Source organism: Lentzea sp. NPDC037011 (genome assembly GCF_055607425.1).
Genome location: NZ_JBVJRT010000001.1, coordinates 512,323 through 532,390, shown reverse-complemented (window position 1 = coordinate 532,390; position 20,068 = coordinate 512,323). Strand labels below are relative to the sequence as shown.

Here is a 20,068-nt window from a genome sequence, read left to right as displayed (position 1 = left end):
CATGGCTCGCACTGATCACTACAACGACCCGAACGCACCGGAAGCCACCAACATCGTCGTGGCGGTGACGGCGTTCGTGCAGGACGAGCAAGGCCGGCTGCTGATGATCCGCCGCACCGACAACGACCTGTACTCGATCCCCGGTGGGGCGCAGGACGTCGGCGAGACCATCGGCCACAGTGTCATCCGCGAGGTCAAGGAAGAGACCGGGATCGACGTCGAGCCCGTCGACATCATCGGCGTGTACTCCGACCCCGCGCACGTCATCGCCTACACGGACGGCGAGGTGCGGCAGCAGTTCTCCATCTGCTTCCGGGCACGGTTGGTCGGTGGGGAGCTGCGGACCAGCGACGAGTCCAGCGAAGTTCACTGGGTGAGCCGCGGAGACCTCGGCGCGCTCAACATCCACCCGTCCATCCGGCTTCGGATCGAGCACGGGTTCGAAAAGCGGTCGACTCCCTACTTCGCGGTGTAGTCGACTCCCGCCGCTCGTAGCCGTTCCTCCGTGCGCTCTACCGCGGCAACCAGTTCAGGCTTAGCTTGCCTAATGAAGAAGCTCACCAAGTCTTCTGGGCCGTAGCGCTTCTGAATCTCTTCGATTCGATCGAAGACGTTCGTAGCTTGACCATCGGGCGTCGTCGTCATGTCAGCCCACCAAAGAGCATCCCGCAGCACAGTCCTCTCGTCTGACCACTTCGCAAGCTCTGATGAAAGTCCACGAAGCTCAGCTTCAAGGTAGGCAAAAGAGTGATGCGCAACTAGCGCGCATATCCGCTCATCAACCTTCATGCCAGCAAGGAAACGAGCCCCATCCAAAGGATGGAATCCAGACCTCGCCATTTTCGGCGCATAGCCGATATCGTGCAACAATGCAGATGAAATCAAAACATGCTGGTCGCACACATCCAACAATAGCGCCGCCATCCGCGCTCTGCGACCTACCCCTATAACGTGTTTCCAGCGGCGCGGCAACGGCTCCGCCAACGCTTCCCGTGCAACCTTTGTCGCCCAATCAACTAGATCCACGCCACCAGCGTACGGCACGATGCAACAACTACAAAAGCGCATCGATCGCCCAGAAAAATATAACGAGATGGCCGGTTGCAGAGGGCTGCTCAGAGCGAGTGGACGCAGAAACGTAACGAGCCGCACTTCTGCTACGACATACCTGTATAGCTAAGCCCGCAAGACCATCGTATAGCTCAGGTAGGACCGGGAGCCATGACTACGGACAACCCCTTCATCGACGATGATGCAGACAAGCTTGCAGAATCAGCAATCAGCGAGCTTGAGAGCCACGCCATTGATCCAGGGAAAACGAGTTTGTCGGCATCCCTGAGCGAAGACCCCGATAGTTGGCCTGACGAAGAGCGCTCCGCAACTAACAAGTCAACGTCCTCCTTGCCATACGATGAAGAAGTCAATATAGATATCAGCATTCAAGGCCACGATAAATTCCCAGTCGAACTCCTCGACGACAACCCGGATTTTATTACCACAATATCAGCCTATGGAAACGAGCTTACAGAGCTTCCCAAGCAGATTACCAAACTTCGAAACCTGGCACTGCTCGACATTAGCGGGAACAAGATAACGCGCCTGCCGGTTAACATAGGTCGAGTTTCGAGCCTCTACGCATTCGAGGCGAACGAAAACAAGATAAAGGAGCTACCCGAAAGCCTGTTTCACCTAGTAAATCTCGGAGAGCTTTCCCTCACTTCCAACCACTTGCGATCGATCTCGCGCCAGATCGGCAAGTTGCGCGCACTAAACAGCCTGAATCTAGCCGATAACGAGCTCACAGATATTCCCGAAGAAATAGGTGAAATTAATGATCTAGAGTCTCTCGACTTGTCCGCCAATTCTATCTCTCGACTACCTGTATCAATTGGAAGACTGCATAAGCTCAAGTTCGCGAACTTTGCCGAGAACACCCTACGATCTCTACCTCCAAGCATACAATGGCTACAGGAACTTCAAGACCTTCACTTGTCGGGAAACCAACTAAAGCTCCTCCCTAGCCAGATAGGAAAACTCCGCGGCCTGCGCAATCTTGATGTTTCCCACAATGAACTAACATCTATTCCGGCCGAGATTGGCAAACTGAGCAGTCTTGAACATCTAGATTTGTCCGGGAACCAGATCAAGACTTTGCCCAAGGAACTCGGGAATCTTCCCGAAAATGTACAAATAGACCTAAGCGGCAACCCGCTTGTCGAGCCACTTCCAAGTCTAGTCGCAAGAGGCGTCCCGGCACTTCTCACCTATCTACGCAGTCTAGGAGACGGAACTCCTCATTACGAAGCTAAAGTCCTGCTTGTGGGCGAAGGCGGTGTTGGTAAATCATCGCTCATCGCCGCTCTCCGGGGAGATGACTTCCTAGAAAACCGTCCTACCACCCACGGTATTGAGATCAACGGACTCACGCTTGACCATCCTCAGTTTGCTCAAACCCTCAAGTTGAACTCATGGGACTTCGGCGGACAGGAGGTATACCGAATAACTCATCAGTTCTTCTTCTCGAAGCGCGCGCTTTACATACTCGTATGGAAGCCGCGCGAGGGGCATGAAGAGAATAGTGTGGAAGCTTGGTGCAGGCGGATCCGCCTTCGTGTCGGCGACCACGCAAGAATACTGATCGTTGCCACTCACGCAGACGAAAGAAGACCAGAGTTCGACTTCGAATACCTAAGAGCAAAGTTCCCCAATCTTCTCGTGGGATATCACGAAGTCGATAGCGGATCCGGACGAGGTATCGACGCTCTACGAACTTCCATCGCTAACCATGCATCGAAGCTTCCGCAGATGGGGGAGCTGATAAGCCAGAGTTGGATTGATGCGCGTGATGAGATCAAACATCAAGACGGACCGCAAATATCTCGGATGATGTTCGAACGGATCTGCGCAGCTCATGGTCTTGATGAAGCAGAAACCGAAACTCTCAGCTCCCTACTCCATGATCTCGGCCACATCATCCACTATGGAGACGACGACGGCCTGCGTGACATCGTCGTTCTCCAACCGGAATGGCTCACGAAGGCAATCGGATATGTGCTAGAGGATGAGCCAACACGCGCTAATGGCGGCGTGTTGCAGCACGGGCGTCTACAGAACATTTGGTCCGACAAGTCCGAAAAGATTCAGTACGACGCAAAGCTCCACCCGTACTTTCTGAGACTTATGGAGAAGTTCGACGTCTCTTATCGCCTCACTGACGATAGCGCAAGCCTAGTAGCTCAACTTGTGCCTTACGAACGCCCCAAGAACGTTTGGCAGGATGGCGCGCCGAGCTTTCATGGTCGCCGACGGATGCGCGCAGTTTGCCAAACGGCCGAAGAGGCGCCGGGGTTGATTGCGTGGCTGACAGTTCGCAATCACCGCTTCTCAACCGGGCTGCATTGGAGACGCGGAGTTCTACTCGAATACAAAAAGTACGCATCTCAAGCGGTGCTCGAACTAGCCGACAACAACCGCGATCTTCGATTGACAGTAATCGGGCCTGCACCTGACTACTTTTTCCATGTTCTGAGGGACGGAATTGAAGAGCTCATCCAGTTGCGCTGGAGAGGCCTCTCATATGATTTCCTGGTCCCATGCCAACAGATAACCGAGGACGCTACTGCGTGCAGCGGGCTATTTCCGTTCAAAATTCTCCAAAAGTTTCGAGAGAGAAGCGAACCTCGAATAATCTGCAATGCATGTGCCGGCTGGAGCGATGTCAACATTCTGCTTACTGGATTCGGGCGTCTCGCAGCACCAATCGATCAGCTTCTGGAAGGTATGCAGAAGATTTCATCACGACTGCTATCGGTAGAGGCAAGCTCATCAGAAACAGCCCGCTACGCGCGGACGGTTCTAAAAGTTCTAGACAAAGAGGTCACCGACTGTCCCAGGTACTTCACACTCACCCCTGAAGATCGCTCGTTCGCGATGAGAAAGTTGAGTCCTACGGAGAAATACAAGATGGTTCTATGGTGCGAGGAGCCAGGAAGCGAGCATCCGCAGGAAGAAGCGACGTACAGTTTTCACCCCCCGAAGAGCTGGCTTCAGTCGGTCGCACCGTACGTGAATTACCTTACAAAGTTCCTTCGGATTGCTGTGCCCATCGGCGTCACGGCCTATGCGGCCTCCATGAGCGACGATGCGCTGAAAAGCGCGAAAGCAGATCTTGATTTGATGAAGATTCTGGCGGAGAAACTTCCAGAGGATCCATTGGACTCACACACCGGTAAGAACGCAATGACAAAGCCACAGGGAGCGGCCTTGCGGGCCTTTCGGATTCTGCTGATGAAGTTGGACGCCGAAGCCGCGTACGGAGATCTACGACGGACACTCAGCCCGGCAGGCGATTACCTCTGGGTATGCCCGGAACACTACCGCGAATATGATCCTGGCTTGCCTTCGATCTAATCTGCCGAATATGGCTCTACAGGATCAAGGCGCCGCCACGCCGGCGCGTGCGGTGTGTTGCTGCGCCAGCATCCATCCCGACACTCCCGGCATCCGCTTCGCTCCGCCGGTCGGTCGGGCGGCGCTGCGCGCCGGACGTCAGGCAGCAGCTGACGGCGCATCCGACCCCGAGGCCTGATGCGTCCCCGACTCCCGACGAGCGCCAGCGCAGTCACCACAGGCCGGCTGGGCACGGCGCTCGACTGCCGCGACGGCTGCGCCGCCTTGCCACCGAAGAGGCCCAGACGAAGCCGCGAAAAGCTCGACGAGCATCAGGCCGAGCCACCCCGACACCGCGAGCATGACAACGGCCGGCAACGTCGCGTCAAGGCTGGAACGAGTTACCTTGACCCGACGCCACCGGCCGCGTTCGAGGCTCAGTGTCGGGATGATGGCAGGGGTGTGAGCGGGTCCAGGACACCAAGATCAACCCATACTTAACCCTCACAAAACGACGACAGAAGTCGAGAAGCGACTGTCCACAGTGCTCAGATTAAGATCGCATCCGCGCAGGTAGTAAGCGCTGTCGAGGAAGATCGACGAACAACACCAAGCGAAGGCTCTTACTCTTCGGGTTCAGGGTTCGAGTCCCTGGCGGCCCACCACACCCCCAGATGCTGCACCTGAGGGTTCCGCGTCGCAAGAGCGCCACCGAACGAAAGAGGCCGACGTGCAACCAGCACGTCGGCCTCCAACAACCACCACGATCAGTGGTGCGCCACACCTCCACCAGCCGAAGCAGACGCCCGGCTCGGCAGCAGCACCGCCACCACGATGGTCGCCGCGGCCAGCACGGTCGCCACCACGAACGCGATCTTCATGCCGCTCAGCTGAGCCGCACCGGCCGCAACGCCGTCGGCCACCAGCGAGCTGGCACGGGCGGACATCACGGTCACGACCAGCGCGGTGCCCAGGGCCGCGGCCACCTGTTGGAGGGTGCCGAGGATCGAGCTGCCGTGCGGGTACATGTCGGGGGGCAGGGCGCCCATGCCGAGGGTGAAGATCGGGGTGAAGGTGGCGGCCAGGCTCACCATCAGCAGTGCGTGCAGGGCGAGGATCTGCCAGTACGGCATGGTGGTGGAGATCTGGGTGAAGCCGGCCAACGAAAGCACGATGCCGATGGAGCCGGGCAGGACCAGGGGGCGGCTGCCGAGGCGGTCGTAGACCTTGCCGACCGTGGGGCCGAGGAGGCCCATGGCGAGGCCGCCGGGCATGAGGAGCAGGCCTGTTTCCAGTGGGGTGAGGCCGCGGAGGTTCTGCAGGTAGAGGGGCAGCAGGATCATCGAGCCCATCATCGCCAGGAACGCGACGCACATCAGGATCAGGGCCAGGGCGAACGTGCGGTGGCTCAGGGTGCGGAGGTCCATCAGCGGGGCGCCGGTGCGCTGCAGGCGGAGTTGGCGGAGCACGAAGAACGTGATGGTGGCGGCGCCTGCCACGACGACGCCGATGGTCGGGCCGAGGTGGTCGGTGCCCTCGCCGAACAGGCTGAGGCCGTAGACCAGGCCGCCGAAGCCGACGGTTGCGAGGGCCGCGCTGAGCCAGTCGATCGTGCTGACCTTGGGTTCGCCGATGTTGGTGAGCTGGCGCAGGCCGAAGTACGTCACGGCGCCGGCGATCGGGAGGACCGCGACGAAGAGCAGGCGCCACGAGCCGAGTTGCAGGATCAGGCCGGAGATCGCCGGGCCCATGGCCGGGGCCACGGAGATCGCGAGGGTCACGTTGCCCATCACGCGGCCGCGGTCCTGTTCGGGGACGACGGTCATCAGCGTGGTCATCAGCAGCGGCATCATCACGGCGGTGCCGGCGGCCTGGACGATGCGGCCGATCAGCAGCACGGTGAACGTCGGCGCGGCCGCGGAGATCGCGGTTCCCGCCATGAACACGCTCATCGCGATCAGGTAGCCCTGGCGGGTCGTGACGCGCTGCAGGAACCAGCCGGTGATCGGGATGACGGCGGCCATGGTGAGCATGAACGCGGTGGAGACCCACTGGGCGGCCTGTTCGCTGACGTGCAGCGACTCCATCAGGCGCGGGATCGCGTTGATCATCAGGGTCTCGTTGAGGATGACCACGAACGTCGCCAGCACCAGCAGGCGCACCACGAGTGGTGTTCGACTCGCTTGCGCGGTCGGTCGGTCTTGGATCGCAGCAGGCATGTCAGGCCCTCACTAGGTAGCTGGCTGGCACAGTCGCGTCGCGGCCAAGGCCGCCGGCGTCGTCGTCGACGCCGGTTGAGACCGGCAGATCAGGTAGAACTCATCGGTGGGTCCGAGTGTTCCTCATCGCCGCGTTCGTCTCACCCGAATTCCGCCTCCGGCAGATCCGGCGCTCGTCCGCCCACCGGTACGTCGAACTGGGGGAACGCCGATCGACAGACCGCTCGAAAAATCTTTTGGACAACGGTCTCGGACCGTGGTCCGAGGCGGGCGGTCGGACCACGGGCCGATCACGGGGAACGGCCGCGCTGGCAGCGTTGCCGACCATGACGGACGAGGTGTTCCCGAACGGGTGGACCGCCGGTGTCGCGCTGGTCCTGGGGCCGGTGCTGCTGCTGGTGGGGACGTTGCTGCGGTCGCCGTTCCACTTCTTCTTCCCCGACCAGCTCAGGGCCGCCGCCGACCACCCAGGGCTGATGACGGCGGCCTACACGGCGTTCCTCGCCGGGCACGTGGTGATGTGGCCCGCTGTGGCCGAGGTCGCGCGGCGGGTCGCGGGGCGGCGGCCGGTGTGGGCGGCCTGGGGCGGGGTGCTGGTCACGGTGGGGTTGTTCGCCCGGACGTTCCACGCGGGCGTGGACCAGGCGGCGTTCGGCGTGGTGCGGCACCGCGGGGTCGAGGAGGCGACGCGGCTGGTCGCGGACGGGTACGGGGACCTGCACCTGTTCAGCTATCTGTCGTTCACGATCGTGTTCGGCTGGTGCGTGCTGGCGGTGGGCGCCTACCTGGGTGGGGTGCTCGGGCTGGTGAGGGCGGTGGCGTTGGCAGCCATGGGGCTGTTGCCGCTGGGGGTGCTGAAGGGTGCGGAGGTGCTGTCGGTCGTGGGCACGGCCGGGTTGTGCGTCGCGCTGGTCCCGCTGGGGGTCAGGACCTTGCGCGTGCTGCCGCGGCCGAGCCGCAGGGCGGTCGTGCTGGCGGTGCCGGTCGCGGTGGGGTTAGGGGCGCTCGCGTTCGTCAGCACGCTCGGCTGAGCGCGAGGCGAACGGCCAGGCGAACCACAGGCCGGCGAAGACGAGGAACGCCACCGCGCCCACGAGGATCGCGGGCCAGCCGCCGACGACGACCTCGGCCAGCAGCAGCACCGTGCCGGTCATCGCCAGTGCGAGGAAACCCAGGCCCGCCAACGCGAACGTGTTGCCGGACGACACGACGTCCTCGCGGCGGCCCTGGCGGAACAGCACGCGGTGCCAGGCGGCGGGGGCGGTGAGGAACGCGACGGCGATGGCGGCGCACAGGACGGTGACGAGGTGGGTGACGCGGACGTAGGCGCCGACGGTCGAGTACTTGTCGGTGAAGGCGATGGAGAGCAGGAAGCCGAACAGGATCTGCACACCGGCCTGCGCCACGCGGAGCTCCTGCAGCAGCTCGTTGACGTTGCGCGCGAGCCTGTGCTGATCGGACTCCTCGGCTTCGCTCACGCCTTCCCGCGTACCCGGTCACCCCCGTTCGAAACGCGGCGACCGGGCGAACCAGCCCCTCAGAACCGGTTGATCACGAAGAAGTCCGTCACGAACGCGACCGGGTCGCCCGCGGCGTTGCGGCCCACCCACGTCGGGTAGACGCCGTCGCCCCAGCCGGTCGAGAACGCCACCACGTTCAGGCCCGACTCGACGTCGGTGACGTTGGCAGGCCCGCGACCGCCGCCGACCGCGCTCAGCGCGTCGATGAGCTCGCAGCCGCCCTGGTCGTCGCCGGCGAGCCGGTCGACGGCGGGTGCCGCGGAGAGGTCGAAGAACGCGCCGGTGCTCGACTCGACCTCGTACCCGAAGCGCTGGCCCGGCAGCATCGGCGTCACGTGCTCGCCCGGCACCAAGGCCGGCTCCCAGACGTACGCGGGTTCGTCGCGCACGGTCAGCTTGGCGGCGGCGACCCGGTAGCCCTGGCGCACGTCGGGGAACCCGTCGCGGTCGAGCCACGACACGAGGGAGACCGCGACCGGGTACTTGCCCGGCTCGAACGTCGCGGTGAACGGCTCGGCGTCCTCCGGCCACAGCACGAACGGGTCGGCCGCGACCAGCCGGCCGGTGGGCATGGCCAGGAAGCCGACCTCGCGCACGCTGATGACCTGCTGCTCGTCACCACCGGTCGGTCTGCCGATGGGACCTTCCTCGAAGAAGAGCTCGAACCCGGTCTTGATCAGCTGACTCGCCCCCACGCTTCGGTCTCCTTTCCAGGTGGCATGTTGGCAGAAGGGGTACGCCACCCGATCGGGGCACCACCACCACGATCCGGCCGGGCTCCGGGAAATCGGCGTTCAGCAGGCACTTCTGCTACCCACGCTGCCGGCGGTGGACCCGGGGGTGCAGCGGGGGTGACCAGCACCGGCACCAGGTGGCGGTGCGGGAGGCGCTGCCTTCCTCCATCGGCGAAGATCCGGCCAGGTCAGTGCCGTAACCTGGTGGTCGTGCCCGCCCCCACCCTCAAGATCGGCCCCTACGCCGTCGACCCGCCCGTTGTGCTCGCGCCGATGGCCGGGATCACCAACGTCGCGTTCCGGCAGCTGTGCCGTCAGTACGGGGCCGGGCTCTACGTCTGCGAGATGATCACGGCGCGTGCGCTGGTCGAGCGGGACCCGATGACCATGCACATGATCACCTTCGACGAGGGGGAGAACCCGCGGTCGATGCAGCTCTACGGCGTCGACCCGAAGAACGTCGGCGAGGCCACGAAGATGATCGTGGACGAGGACCTCGCCGACCACATGGACATGAACTTCGGCTGCCCGGTGCCCAAGGTGACGCGCAAGGGCGGCGGGGCGGCGCTGCCGTACAAGCGGGAGCTGTTCCGGCAGATCGTGCGGGCCGCGGTGCGCAACGCCGGGGACATGCCGGTGACGGTGAAGTTCCGCATCGGCATCGACGAGGACCACCTGACCTACCTCGACGCGGGGCGGATCGCGCAGGACGAGGGTGCGCAGGCCGTGGCGCTGCACGCGCGCACCGCGTCGCAGCGGTACTCGGGCAAGGCGGACTGGAGTGCGATCGCGCGGCTCAAGGAGGCCGTGACGAGCATTCCGGTGCTGGGCAACGGCGACATCTTCAGCGCCCAGGACGCGCTCGACATGGTGGCGCGGACCGGGTGCGACGGCGTGGTCGTCGGGCGCGGGTGCCTCGGGCGGCCGTGGTTGTTCCGCGACCTGCAGGCGGCGTTCCGGGGCGAGGAGGTGCCGCCGGGGCCGTCGCTCGGTGAGGTGGCCGAGGTCCTGCGCACGCACGCGCGGCTGCTGGCGGCGCACGACGGCGAGAACAAGGGGTTGCGCGACCTGCGCAAGCACATGGCCTGGTACTGGCACGGGTTCCCGGTCGGCGGGGACACGCGGCGGGCGTTCGCGATGGTGTCGAGCCTGCAGGAGCTGGACGACCTGATCGGTCAGCTGGACGCGGACGTGCCGTTCCCGGCCAACGCCGAGGGGCCGCGCGGGCGGCAGGGGTCCGCCGCCAAGGTCGTGCTGCCGGAGGGGTGGCTGGACGACCCCGAGGACGCGACCGTTCCCGCCGGTGCGGACGTGATGCACTCCGGTGGCTGAGCGCGCGGCGGTTCTCCTGGTCTCCCTGCTGCTGCTCGCGGGATGCGGCGGTCCCGTCGCGGGCAAGGCGCTGCCGGTGTCGTTGTCCGACGGCGACCGCGCGAAGTTCCGCGAGTACTACGAGCGGGTCAACAAGGCCGGCGACGAGGGCGCCGAGCAGCAGGCCGCGCTGTTCAAGGACACCCAGCACCCGGACTTCAAGCAGAAGACCTGCAACCTGCGGGGCGCCACCCTGAAGGTCGAACCGACCTGGTCGACGCTTCGGATGGACGCCGACTGGGCACCCCCTGGCGAGAAGTCCCACCCACGCGGGGACGTGTACGTCGTCGCCGTGACGGTGACGCTGCGCCAGGAGGACGCGGTCGTCGGCAGCCAGATCGGATCACTGCACGTGGTGCTCCTCGACGACGAGGTCTACGGGTTCGCCCCCTGTCCCGGTGGCTGAGCGGGTTGTTGATCTCCCAAGCTCACTGGATCGGAGCAGGCCCCGGTCAACCGGACGGGGGAAATCCCGCCCCCACCCGTCCTTCTTGCTCAAGCGCCGCCTCTTCGGAGACGACACCTGGCAAGTAAGGAGGTGATCGCGATGACCGCGCTGCGACCCGAAATCGCAGAGACCGAGCCGGCCGACGCCGCTGCCGGGCAGGGGCCCGCACTGGTCGGCCTGCACGAGTCCATCGCGAGGTTGCTCGCCTCCCGCGGTCAGTGGCGCCAGGCCTACCAGCACCTGCGCTCGGCGCTCGACCTCGTCCAGGCCGACCAGGAGGAGGAGCCGCACGTCCCCGAGCAACTGCGCCGCGAGGTCGACCGGCTGCGCCGGGAGCACGCGGAGGCGCGCGAGCAGAGCCTGCGCGACAGCCTCACCGACTCCTACAACCGCCGTTACCTCGACCAGCGGCTGATGGACCTGCTGGCCGAGCACGGTGCGTGCCGGCACGGGCTCGCCATCGCCCTGATCGACCTCGACTGGTTCAAGCAGGTCAACGACACCTTCGGTCACCTGCTCGGCGACCGCGTGCTCCAGCGCGTGGTGGAGCTGCTCCAGCAGGGGTTGCCGGAAGGTGCGTTCTGCGCCCGTTACGGCGGCGAGGAGTTCGTGCTCGTGCTGCCGCGGGTGGACGCCGCCGCGGCCGTCGAGGTGGCCGAGAAGGCCAGAGAACGTGTCGAGCGTCACCCCTGGGACGAGATCGCTCCCGGGCTGCGCGTGACGGTCTCGGCGGGTCTCGCCTACGAACCGCCCGCGGACGAGGCTCCGCAGCGGCCGCCGGTCAGCGCCGAGCAGCAACTGCTGCGCGCCGACAGCCTCCTGTACTCGGCCAAGCAGTCGGGCCGCAACGCCGTGGCGTACCGTTCGGACGGCCGGGTTCGCCTCGCCGGTGCCGCTTCCGGGCGGCGTGCCGTCGCTGAAACACGTGTTCTCGGTTACTGCTGAGTGACCCAGCTCACCCGTTCAGGGCAAGCGGACTGCGCGTAATCGCGTACAGATCGAACTCGTATCACCCGGAGTGGTCGTCAGAAGACGGCTACATCCGTAGTATCGCGGGCGCAACTGACACGCCCGGTGATGCAACCCTTGTGTCCCGGTCGTCGTCAACTCGTAATAGCGAACCGCTAAAGCGCTTCTGACCCAGAAGGGAGATTGGGTGCCCGACGACCCCCGACGTGGCGGCCCCTCTTCCCGCGGTGATCAGGATCCCCAGCACGACCAGCCGACCGGCCGTAGACGTCGCTCGATGGATGGCTCTGGGGGCCTGAGCGTCTCGGACCTCATCGAGCAGCACAGCAGGACGGACATCCCCCGGCCCGTCCCGCCCGGCTCGCCCGACGCTTCCACTACCGGCAGGCGTGCTCTGCCAGAGAACCCGCCCGCGGCCACCGGCCGCCGCTCGCTGCAGGAGCCGCCCGCCGACCAGCGGCAACCCGCTCCGCCGCAGGGCTTCACCGGTGGCCAGGCACCCGACCAGACCGGTCGGCGGCGCAGGCCAGAACCCGAGCAGAACGGTGCGCCCGCGCGCCCGGCGCCGGGTGACCGCCGTGCCGAGCAGACCGGTGCCCGGCCGCGACCGGACCGGAACCCGCCGCAGGCAGCGCCCCCGGCACCGCCGCGGAGCGGTGTCCGTCCGGGTGAGCAGACTGGAACGCGACCGCGGCCCGCGCAGGCCCCGCCCGCAGGCGAGCAGACGGGAACGCGCCCACGACCTGCGCAGACCCCGCCGCCCACCGGTGAGCAGACCGGACCGCGACCACGACCTGCGCAAGCCCCGCCACCCGTCGGCGAACAGACCGGAACGCGACCGCGACCTGCCCAGGCCCCACCGCCCACCGGTGAGCAGACCGGAACGCGACCACGGCCCGCACAAACCCCGCCGCCCGTCGGCGAGCAGACCGGGATGCGACCGCGGCCGGACGCGAACGGCGCCCCGCGGCGACCGGCTCCCGGCGTGCGGCCGGGCGAGGCGAGCGGTGCGGTGCGCCGTCCCGTTCCGCCGGCCGACGCACCGGGCGTGCGTCCCGGTGACGTGAGCGGACCGGTCCGGCGACCGGAGCCCCCGGCAGACCCGAACGGCGTCCCCCGCGGACCCCGGCCCGGCGAGGCGACCGGTGCGCAGCGGCGCCCGGACCCCGCGGTCCGGCCCGGTGACGTGACCGGTGCGCCGCGCCGCCAGGACGGTCCCCCCAGCGGCACGATGCGGCGTCCCGTTCCGGGTGCTCCCGCGGACGCCGAGGGCGTGCAGCGCCGGCTCGACGGCCCCGGTGGTCCCGGTGGTGCGCCCCGGCGGCTCGCTCCCGGCGACGCGCCGTCGTCGAACGGCATCCCGCGTCCGCCCGCACCGGACGGCCGCAGGCCCGCTCCCGGTGAGGCGCCCGACGGTGGACCGCGCAGGCACGACGTGCCCTCGTCCACCGGCATCCCGCGGCCACCGGTTCCCGGTGAGACGCTCCGGCACGACGTGCCCTCCTCCAACGGCATCCCGCGCCCGCCCGCTCCCGAGGGCGGCCCGCGCAGGCACCCCGGTGACGCACCGTCGTCCAACAGCATCCGGCGCCCCGACCCGAACGCGATGCCCCCGGCACCGGAGGGTGCGCCGCGCAGGCTGCTCCCCGGCGAGGCGCCCTCGGTGAACCGGATCCCGCGTCCGCCCGTTCCGGGTGAGCGGCCCGCGACCGGGGACGTGACCGGCCGGCACCCGATGCCGACGCGTGCGGAGTCCAGCGCGCCGCGGCCCGCTCCCGGCGGTGTCTCCGACCGGCTCGGTGGCGGCGACGTCGCCGACCGGCCCGCCGGTGCCCCCGAGGACGACGCGACGCAGGACAAGGGCCCCGAGGCCACCCAGATCGCCCCGGCGGGTGTGGCCAAGGTGGAACGGCGCGAGGACATCGACCCGATGAGCCTGACCACCGAGATGGAGGCCATCGGCGAGGAGGTCAAGAAGCGCCGCGAGGTGGACCACACGCTCGCGCGGTTCTCGGCCGTCCACGACGAGCTGCTCGAACAGGAGCGCCAGCGCAAGGAACGCCGCGCGAAGCTCATGCCGTGGCTCAACGACGGTGACGGCGAGGACGAGGAGGCGACCCAGTTCGCCGACCCCGTCGTCGTCGGCGCGGAGGACGACCAGAAGGCCGGTCCGGCCGGACGGACGCCGCAGCAGCGCAAGCTGATGCGCACGGCGAAGGTCGGTGCTATCGCCGCGGCGGCCGTGGTGTTCGCGTCCACCGGCATCGGCTGGGGCGCGATGCAGTGGGCCGACTCGCAGTTCAGGGACATCGACGCGCTCGGCGGCAACTCGCAGGCCGTGCAGCAGGCCGAGAAGCAGCTCGGTGACGAGAACTTCCTGCTGGTCGGCTCGGACACCAGGGCGGGTGCGAAGGCGGGCGACAACGTCGGCACGACGGCGACCGAGAAGGGCGCCCGGTCCGACGTGATCATGCTGGCGCACATCCCGGCCGACCGGAAGCGGATGGTCGTGGTGTCGTTGCCGCGGGACGTGCGCGTCGACCGGCCGGACTGCCGCAGCTGGAACTCGGACAACGGCGAGTACGGCGACGCGCTGGCACCGGCCAAGGACGTCATGGCGAACAGCGTCTACGCCGAGGGCGGACCGCAGTGCGTCGCCAACATGATGACGCAGCTGACCGGTCTCAAGATCAACCACTTCGTCAGCATCGACTTCAACGGCTTCCGCGAGATGGCCACGGCCGTCGGCGGCGTCGAGATCTGCACGTCCAAGCCGATCAAGGACAACGAGATCGGCGTCGTGATCGACAAGCCGGGCAAGCACGTCCTCAAGGGCGACCAGGCGCTGCAGTACGTGCGCGCCCGCTACGTCCAGGGCGACGACGCCTCGGACTTCGCGCGCATCACGCGGCAGCAGCAGTTCATGTCCTCGATGCTGCGCACGGCCCTGTCGAGCGAGGTGCTGCTGAACCCCAGCAGGCTCAACGACTTCATCAAGGCCTTCACGAGGTCGACGGTCGGCGACAACATCGGTGTCGCGCAGCTGCTGGAGCTCGGGCAGTCGTTGCAGGGCCTGGAAGCCGGCCGGGTGTCGTTCGTGACGATGCCGCACTGGACCGACGACAACAAGCTCATCAACATCCCCGACGACAACATCGAGCGGCTGGACAAGGACGGCGTCAAGAGGCTCTTCCAGTCGATCATCGACGGAACGCCGCTGCCGCTGGAGAAGCCGGCCGAGCAGAAGCCGGGTGAGCAGAGCTCCGCGCCCAAGCAGGGCACGGTGATCGACCCGAAGAGCGTCCTCATCCAGGTGCTCAACGGCGACCCGGACAACGACGGTGTTGCCGGCCGCACCGCGGACGCGTTGCAGGGCGTCGGTTTCCAGGTGTCCTTCAAGGGCGACGCGACGGAGCGGGCCGCGAAGACGACCATCCGCTACGCCAGGGGTTTCGAGGACAAGGCGGCGACGCTGCGGGCCGCGGTGCCCAAGGCGGAGCTGGTGGAGGCCCCGGAGATGGGTGGCGCGGTGATGCTCGTCCTCGGTTCCGACTTCGACGACAAGGTGGTCGACCCGAAGACGGGTGGGAACGCCCCCGCGCAGAACCAGAACCAGAGCGCGGGCAACCAGGGTGATCTGTCCATTGTGAACGCGGGCCAGGACCCCTGCGCGAAGTGATTCGCCTGGGGTTCACCCGCGGTTCACTCGGGCATGTCGCTGCCGCGATGGTCGCACCGTAGGCTGAGCCCCATGCGCGAGGCCTACACCGACCAGCTAGAACAGCTCGCCGAACGACTGGCCGACATGACCGGCATGGTCGCTGAGGCGATGGAGAACGCGACCGCTGCCCTGCTGCAGGCCGACCTCGGTCTGGCGGAGCAGGTCATCAGCGGTGACCAGGAGGTCGACGACGTCCGCGCCAGCATCGAGGAGCAGTCCTACGCGCTGCTCGCGTTGCAGGCCCCCGTCGCGACCGACCTGCGCACCGTGCTCGCGGTGATCCACGCGGCCGAGAGCGTCGAGCGGATGGGCGACCTGGCGCTGCACGTGGCGAAGGCCGCGCGCCGCCGCCACCCCGCGTCCGCGATCCCCGAGGACGTCCAGCCGTACTTCACCGAGATGGGCCGGATCGCGGTCAAGCTCGCGACGGAGGCCGCCCTGGTCATCCGCGAGCGGGACGTCGCCCGCGCCCGTTCCCTCGAAGAGGAGGACGACGCGATGGACGACATCCACCGCCACCTCTTCTCGGTGATCATGGACAAGGAGTGGCAGCACGGTGTCGCGGCCGCCGTGGACGTGACCCTGCTGGGCCGCTTCTACGAGCGCTACGGCGACCACGCCGTGTCGGTCGCCAAGCGCACCGTCTTCGTCGTCACCGGCCGGATGCCCGGCTACGGTGGCGACGACGACCTCTAGAAAACTTCAGGTACGGCTACCCGCGCAGCTGCCCGTCGCGCTCAGCCTCGAGCTCCGGATCGGCGTAGGCCTCGGAGAACTCGGCGAGCACGGTGGGCAGTTCCGCGTCCCAGGCGGCGCGCGCCTCCTCGCGCGGCAGATCGCGCGCGTCCGCGGTGAAGTACGCCCACGCCCGCACGACGTCCGGCAGCAGTGCCAGGTCCTCGTCCGGGACGTGCAGCCGGGCCGCCACGGCCAGGATCAGCACACCGGTCAGCGACGCGGGCCCGTACGCCACGGGGTCGCGGTCCTGGTCGGTGGCCTCCCCGGCGAGCACGCGCGCGAGCGCCCTCGCCAGCTCCGCGTCCGGCAGCGCGGTGGCGTGCTCGGACGCCAGGAACGCCTCGACCACCTCGTCGGTCCGGTCGGGCCGCTCGGGGATCTCGTAGTCGTCGGGGACCAGCGCCCGCACCCGTGCCTCGGCCAGCGCCATGAGCTGGATCGGGTGCCGCGCCTCCTCGTCGTCGTCGAGCAGACCGGCCTCGGCCTCCTCGTCGGGTTCCTCGTTCCAGAACAGCTCGATGTCGGGCCACACCCGGCTGAACGCCTCCTCGGCGCTCATCGGCGTGATCCGGTCGCGGAACGCACCCGGCGCGGAGGAGATCATGTCCTCCAGCAACGCGGTGGTGCCCTCGTCCGGGGTCGCGAACAGCTCGATCGCGGTGGCGCCCAGCACCGGCTGCCGCATGAAGAGCACGGTCTCCACGGCACCCGCGCGTTCCTGGGTGACCGCGACGACCTCGACGTCACCGAGCAGGTTCGTGACGAGGAACGCCTCGCGGAACTCCAGCGCCGCACCGGCGACGAACCACGACGGCTCGGCAACGCCCTGCGCGGCAAGGGTTTCCGCCGCCTCGACGGCCGCTTCGCCGGACGACACACCGGACAGCGCGCGCAACGCGGTCAGCGCGGCCTCACCACCGGCCCGCAGCACCCCCGCGACCAGCTTCTCGTGCTCGGACTCGAACGCCTCGGCCGGCTCCGGGAACCGCCAGGACCCCAGCCAGAGCGACGCCACGACCTCGCTCGCCCAGGCGTCCGCGAGCAACCAGGACTCGGAACGCAGCACGGCCGCCGACTCGAGCAGCGCCCCGTACGGGGACTGCTGCTCCGGCCGGCGGCCGGGTGCCTTGCCTTGCTTCTTCTTGCGGGACTTGCTCTGCGGGCTCACGCCCGGCAATTTAGCCGAACCGGCCGGAGATGTAGTCCTCGGTCGCCTTCTGGCCGGGGTTGGAGAAGATCTTCTCCGTGTCGTCGACCTCGATGAGCTGACCGGGCTGGCCCACACCGAGCAGGTTGAAGAACGCGGTCTGGTCCGACACGCGCGCCGCCTGCTGCATGTTGTGGGTCACGATGACGATCGTGTACTCCTTCTTCAGCTCCGTGATCAGGTCCTCGATCGCCAGCGTGGAGATCGGGTCCAGGGCCGAGCAGGGCTCGTCCATCAGCAGCAGGTCCGGCTGCACCGCGATGGCACGCGCGATGCAGAGGCGCTGCTGCTGACCACCGGAGAGGCCGCCGCCGGGGCGGTCGAGGCGGTCCTTGACCTCGTTCCAGAGGTTGGCGCCGCGCAGCGAGCGCTCCGCCACCTCGTCGAGCTCCTTCTTGTTCTTCACGCCCGCGAGCCGCAGACCGGCCACCACGTTGTCCTTGATGGACATCGTGGGGAACGGGTTGGGCCGCTGGAACACCATGCCGATGGTGCGGCGCACCTCGACCGGGTCCACAGTGGACGCGTAGATGTCCTCGCCGTCGAGCAGCACCTTGCCCTCGACGCGGGCGCCGGGCGCGACCTCGTGCATGCGGTTCAGCGACCGCAGCACCGTGGACTTGCCGCAACCGGAGGGACCGATGAACGCGGTCACGTTGCGCGGCGGCACCGCGAGCGAGACGTTCTCGACGGCGTGGAACTTGCCGTAGAAGAGGTTCAGGTCCTTGATGTCGAGTCGCTTGGCCATGTCCGCCCGCTCACTTCGTCTTCGGCGCCAGCGCCCGCGAGATCACGGTCGCCAGGAGGTTGAACAGGGTGATGAGGACGACGAGCGTGATCGCCGCGCCCCAGATGCGCTCGAATCCCGCCTGCGTCGGGTTGTTGCGCTCGTTCACCATCATCAACGGCAGCGAGGCCATGGGGCCGTCGAACAGGTTGTAGTTGATGAACGGCGCGTACGCCGCGAGCACCAGCACCGGCGCCGTCTCGCCCATGACGCGGGCGAGGGCCAGCATGATGCCGGTCAGGATGCCGGAGAGCGCCGTCGGGATGACGATCTTGACGATCGTCTTCCACTTCGGGATGCCGAGCGCGTAGGAGGCCTCGCGCAGCTCGTCCGGGACGATCTTGAGCATCTCCTCGGTCGTGCGCACGATGACCGGCACCATCAGCAGCACCAGTGCGAGCGACACGGCGAGCGCGCTGCGGCCGAGGCCGAAGTACGTGATCCAGACCGTGTAGACGAACAGCGCGGCGACGATCGACGGGACACCGGTGAGGATGTCGACCATGAACGTCGTGGCCTTGGCCAGCCTCGAACGGCCGCCGTACTCGACGAGGTAGATCGCGACCATGATGCCGATCGGCACCGAGATCACGGCGCAGATCAGGCCTTGGACCAGGGTGCCGTAGATCGCGTGGTACGCGCCGCCGCCCTGCTGGCGGGCCAGCAGGCCGGACATCGACTTCTGCCACCAGTCACCGTCGAGGATGACCGGGAAGCCGCGCTGGACGACGGTGTAGAGCACCCACACCAGCGGGATGATCGCGACCGCGAACGCGCCCCACACGAGCGTGGTGGCGAGGCCGTTCTTGAGCCGGCGGGAGACGCTGACCGACTGGAACGTCGGCGGCGTCGCGAGCCGCGTGGGGTCGGCGAGGTTGGTGCTCACTCGTACTCCTTGTGGCCGGCGACGATCGAGCGCGCGATGGCGTTGACGACGAAGGTCAGCACGAACAGCACCAGACCGGCGGCGATGTAGGCGCCTGCCGAGCGCGGGTCGTTGAACTCGGGCGCGGCCAGCGCGATCTTCGAGGCGAAGGTCGAGCCGCCGTCGAACAGCGACCAGCCGAACGGCTGGGTGGCCGTGCTCAGGATGATCGCGACGGCGATCGTCTCGCCCAGCGCGCGGCCGAGGCCGAGCATGGAGGCGCTGACGTAACCGGCCTTGCCGAACGGCAGCACCGTCGTGCGCACGACCTCCCACTTGGTCGCACCGAGGGCGATGGCGCCCTCGACGTGCATGGTGGGCGTGCGTTCGAAGACCTCGCGGGTGACGGCCGTGATGATCGGCAGGATCATCACCGCGACGACGATGCCCGCGGTGAAGATGGTGCCGCCGAGCTGGACGTTCACGTTGCCCTTGGCGAACAGCGGGATCCAGCCGAGGTTGGAGATCAGCCACTCGGAGAACGGGAAGAGCACCGGGCCGAGCACGAACAGGCCCCAGAGGCCGAACACGATCGAGGGGACCGCGGCGAGCAGGTCCACGACGTAGGCGAACGGCCGGGCGAGGTTGCGCGGCGCGTACTGGGTGAGGAACAGCGCGATGCCCAGCGCGATCGGCATGGCGATCAGCAGGGCCAGCACCGCCACCACGACCGTGACGAGCGTGAGGTCCAGGATGCCGAACCGCAGGTTGGACGGGTCGGTGGTGTTCCACTCGCGACTGGTCAGGAAGTTGACGTTGTCCAGCCCGAGCGACGGGATGGCCTGCAGGATCAGGAACAGGCCGATCGCGCCGATGAGGACGACGATGAAGACACCAGACCCCGTCGCCAGGCCGCGGAAGATGCGGTCACCGGGCCGAACGTGCGGTGCCTTAGGGGTTTCTGGAGCTTCCGGTGTCGGGGGAATCGGAGCCTCCGAGGCGTGGGGAGCAGCCGCAACGCCCCGCTCCGCACCGGCGGCACCGGTGCGGGCGGGGCGCTTGGCCACGACGGGATCGTTCATCGCGTCAGCGTTGGTCGA

At 67.0% G+C, this 20,068-nt stretch carries 16 protein-coding genes; 8 read left to right on the top strand and 8 right to left on the bottom strand.

Annotated features, from left to right (window positions below):
- Position 1 precedes the first annotated feature (1 nt).
- The gene (locus tag ACZ7CH_RS02680; protein ID WP_470373025.1) at positions 2 to 475 is read left to right on the top strand and encodes an NUDIX hydrolase; all 474 of its coding nucleotides are present in this window, start codon (positions 2 to 4) and stop codon (positions 473 to 475) included.
- Here the strand turns inward: ACZ7CH_RS02680 and ACZ7CH_RS02675 are convergent.
- Positions 460 to 1,026 carry an HD domain-containing protein gene (locus ACZ7CH_RS02675; protein ID WP_470373024.1) on the bottom strand — a complete coding sequence of 189 codons (567 nt, stop codon included), beginning with the start codon at positions 1,024 to 1,026 and terminating at the stop codon, positions 460 to 462. The two genes, ACZ7CH_RS02680 and ACZ7CH_RS02675, sit on opposite strands and share 16 nt — an antisense overlap.
- Positions 1,027 to 1,221: 195 nt before the next feature.
- Here ACZ7CH_RS02675 and ACZ7CH_RS02670 point away from each other — a divergent pair, with 195 nt between their 5' ends.
- The gene (locus ACZ7CH_RS02670; protein ID WP_470373023.1) at positions 1,222 to 4,410 is read left to right on the top strand and encodes a COR domain-containing protein; all 3,189 of its coding nucleotides are present in this window, start codon (positions 1,222 to 1,224) and stop codon (positions 4,408 to 4,410) included.
- Positions 4,411 to 5,156: 746 nt separating this feature from the next.
- On the opposite strand, the gene ACZ7CH_RS02665 is transcribed toward ACZ7CH_RS02670, so the two are convergent.
- Complete coding sequence (locus tag ACZ7CH_RS02665) at positions 5,157 to 6,554, bottom strand: MDR family MFS transporter (RefSeq protein ID WP_458430032.1); 1,398 nt, start codon at positions 6,552 to 6,554, stop codon at positions 5,157 to 5,159.
- A gap of 380 nt (positions 6,555 to 6,934) precedes the next feature.
- Here ACZ7CH_RS02665 and ACZ7CH_RS02660 point away from each other — a divergent pair, with 380 nt between their 5' ends.
- On the top strand, positions 6,935 to 7,639 hold the full coding sequence (locus ACZ7CH_RS02660) for a hypothetical protein (RefSeq protein WP_470373022.1): 705 nt from the start codon (positions 6,935 to 6,937) through the stop codon (positions 7,637 to 7,639).
- On the opposite strand, the gene ACZ7CH_RS02655 is transcribed toward ACZ7CH_RS02660, so the two are convergent.
- Complete coding sequence (locus tag ACZ7CH_RS02655) at positions 7,604 to 8,086, bottom strand: DUF6328 family protein (protein ID WP_360396803.1); 483 nt, start codon at positions 8,084 to 8,086, stop codon at positions 7,604 to 7,606. The two genes, ACZ7CH_RS02660 and ACZ7CH_RS02655, sit on opposite strands and share 36 nt — an antisense overlap.
- A gap of 59 nt (positions 8,087 to 8,145) precedes the next feature.
- On the bottom strand, positions 8,146 to 8,823 hold the full coding sequence (locus ACZ7CH_RS02650) for a DUF4241 domain-containing protein (RefSeq protein WP_360396801.1): 678 nt from the start codon (positions 8,821 to 8,823) through the stop codon (positions 8,146 to 8,148).
- Between the two features lie 243 nt (positions 8,824 to 9,066).
- On the opposite strand from ACZ7CH_RS02650, the gene dusB reads away from it, so the two are divergent.
- From dusB to phoU, 5 genes are all read left to right on the top strand, one after another.
- Positions 9,067 to 10,194: a tRNA dihydrouridine synthase DusB gene (gene dusB, locus ACZ7CH_RS02645; protein ID WP_470373021.1), complete on the top strand. Its 1,128-nt coding sequence runs from the start codon at positions 9,067 to 9,069 to the stop codon at positions 10,192 to 10,194.
- On the top strand, positions 10,187 to 10,639 hold the full coding sequence (locus tag ACZ7CH_RS02640; RefSeq protein WP_470373020.1) for a hypothetical protein: 453 nt from the start codon (positions 10,187 to 10,189) through the stop codon (positions 10,637 to 10,639). Before dusB ends, ACZ7CH_RS02640 begins: the two co-directional genes overlap by 8 nt.
- Positions 10,640 to 10,780: 141 nt before the next feature.
- Positions 10,781 to 11,626 (top strand): GGDEF domain-containing protein, encoded by an 846-nt coding sequence (locus tag ACZ7CH_RS02635; protein WP_360396795.1) that lies wholly within the window; start codon positions 10,781 to 10,783, stop codon positions 11,624 to 11,626.
- A gap of 958 nt (positions 11,627 to 12,584) precedes the next feature.
- Positions 12,585 to 15,329: an LCP family protein gene (locus tag ACZ7CH_RS02630; protein WP_470373019.1), complete on the top strand. Its 2,745-nt coding sequence runs from the start codon at positions 12,585 to 12,587 to the stop codon at positions 15,327 to 15,329.
- 72 nt (positions 15,330 to 15,401) lie between these two features.
- Entirely contained in the window at positions 15,402 to 16,067 is a 666-nt protein-coding gene (gene phoU, locus ACZ7CH_RS02625) for a phosphate signaling complex protein PhoU (protein WP_360396791.1), read from the top strand.
- A 16-nt stretch (positions 16,068 to 16,083) separates the two neighbouring features.
- Here phoU and ACZ7CH_RS02620 read toward each other — a convergent pair whose 3' ends face one another.
- The 4 genes from ACZ7CH_RS02620 to pstC are packed head-to-tail and all read right to left on the bottom strand — an operon-like array spanning position 16,084 to position 20,050.
- Positions 16,084 to 17,277 carry a hypothetical protein gene (locus ACZ7CH_RS02620; protein WP_470373018.1) on the bottom strand — a complete coding sequence of 398 codons (1,194 nt, stop codon included), beginning with the start codon at positions 17,275 to 17,277 and terminating at the stop codon, positions 16,084 to 16,086.
- A 10-nt stretch (positions 17,278 to 17,287) separates the two neighbouring features.
- Positions 17,288 to 18,064 carry a phosphate ABC transporter ATP-binding protein PstB gene (pstB, locus tag ACZ7CH_RS02615; protein ID WP_470373017.1) on the bottom strand — a complete coding sequence of 259 codons (777 nt, stop codon included), beginning with the start codon at positions 18,062 to 18,064 and terminating at the stop codon, positions 17,288 to 17,290.
- A gap of 10 nt (positions 18,065 to 18,074) precedes the next feature.
- The gene (gene pstA / locus ACZ7CH_RS02610; RefSeq protein WP_360396785.1) at positions 18,075 to 18,989 is read right to left on the bottom strand and encodes a phosphate ABC transporter permease PstA; all 915 of its coding nucleotides are present in this window, start codon (positions 18,987 to 18,989) and stop codon (positions 18,075 to 18,077) included.
- The gene (pstC, locus tag ACZ7CH_RS02605; RefSeq protein ID WP_458430026.1) at positions 18,986 to 20,050 is read right to left on the bottom strand and encodes a phosphate ABC transporter permease subunit PstC; all 1,065 of its coding nucleotides are present in this window, start codon (positions 20,048 to 20,050) and stop codon (positions 18,986 to 18,988) included. The genes pstA and pstC overlap by 4 nt, the downstream gene beginning before the upstream one ends.
- Positions 20,051 to 20,068 lie beyond the last annotated feature (18 nt).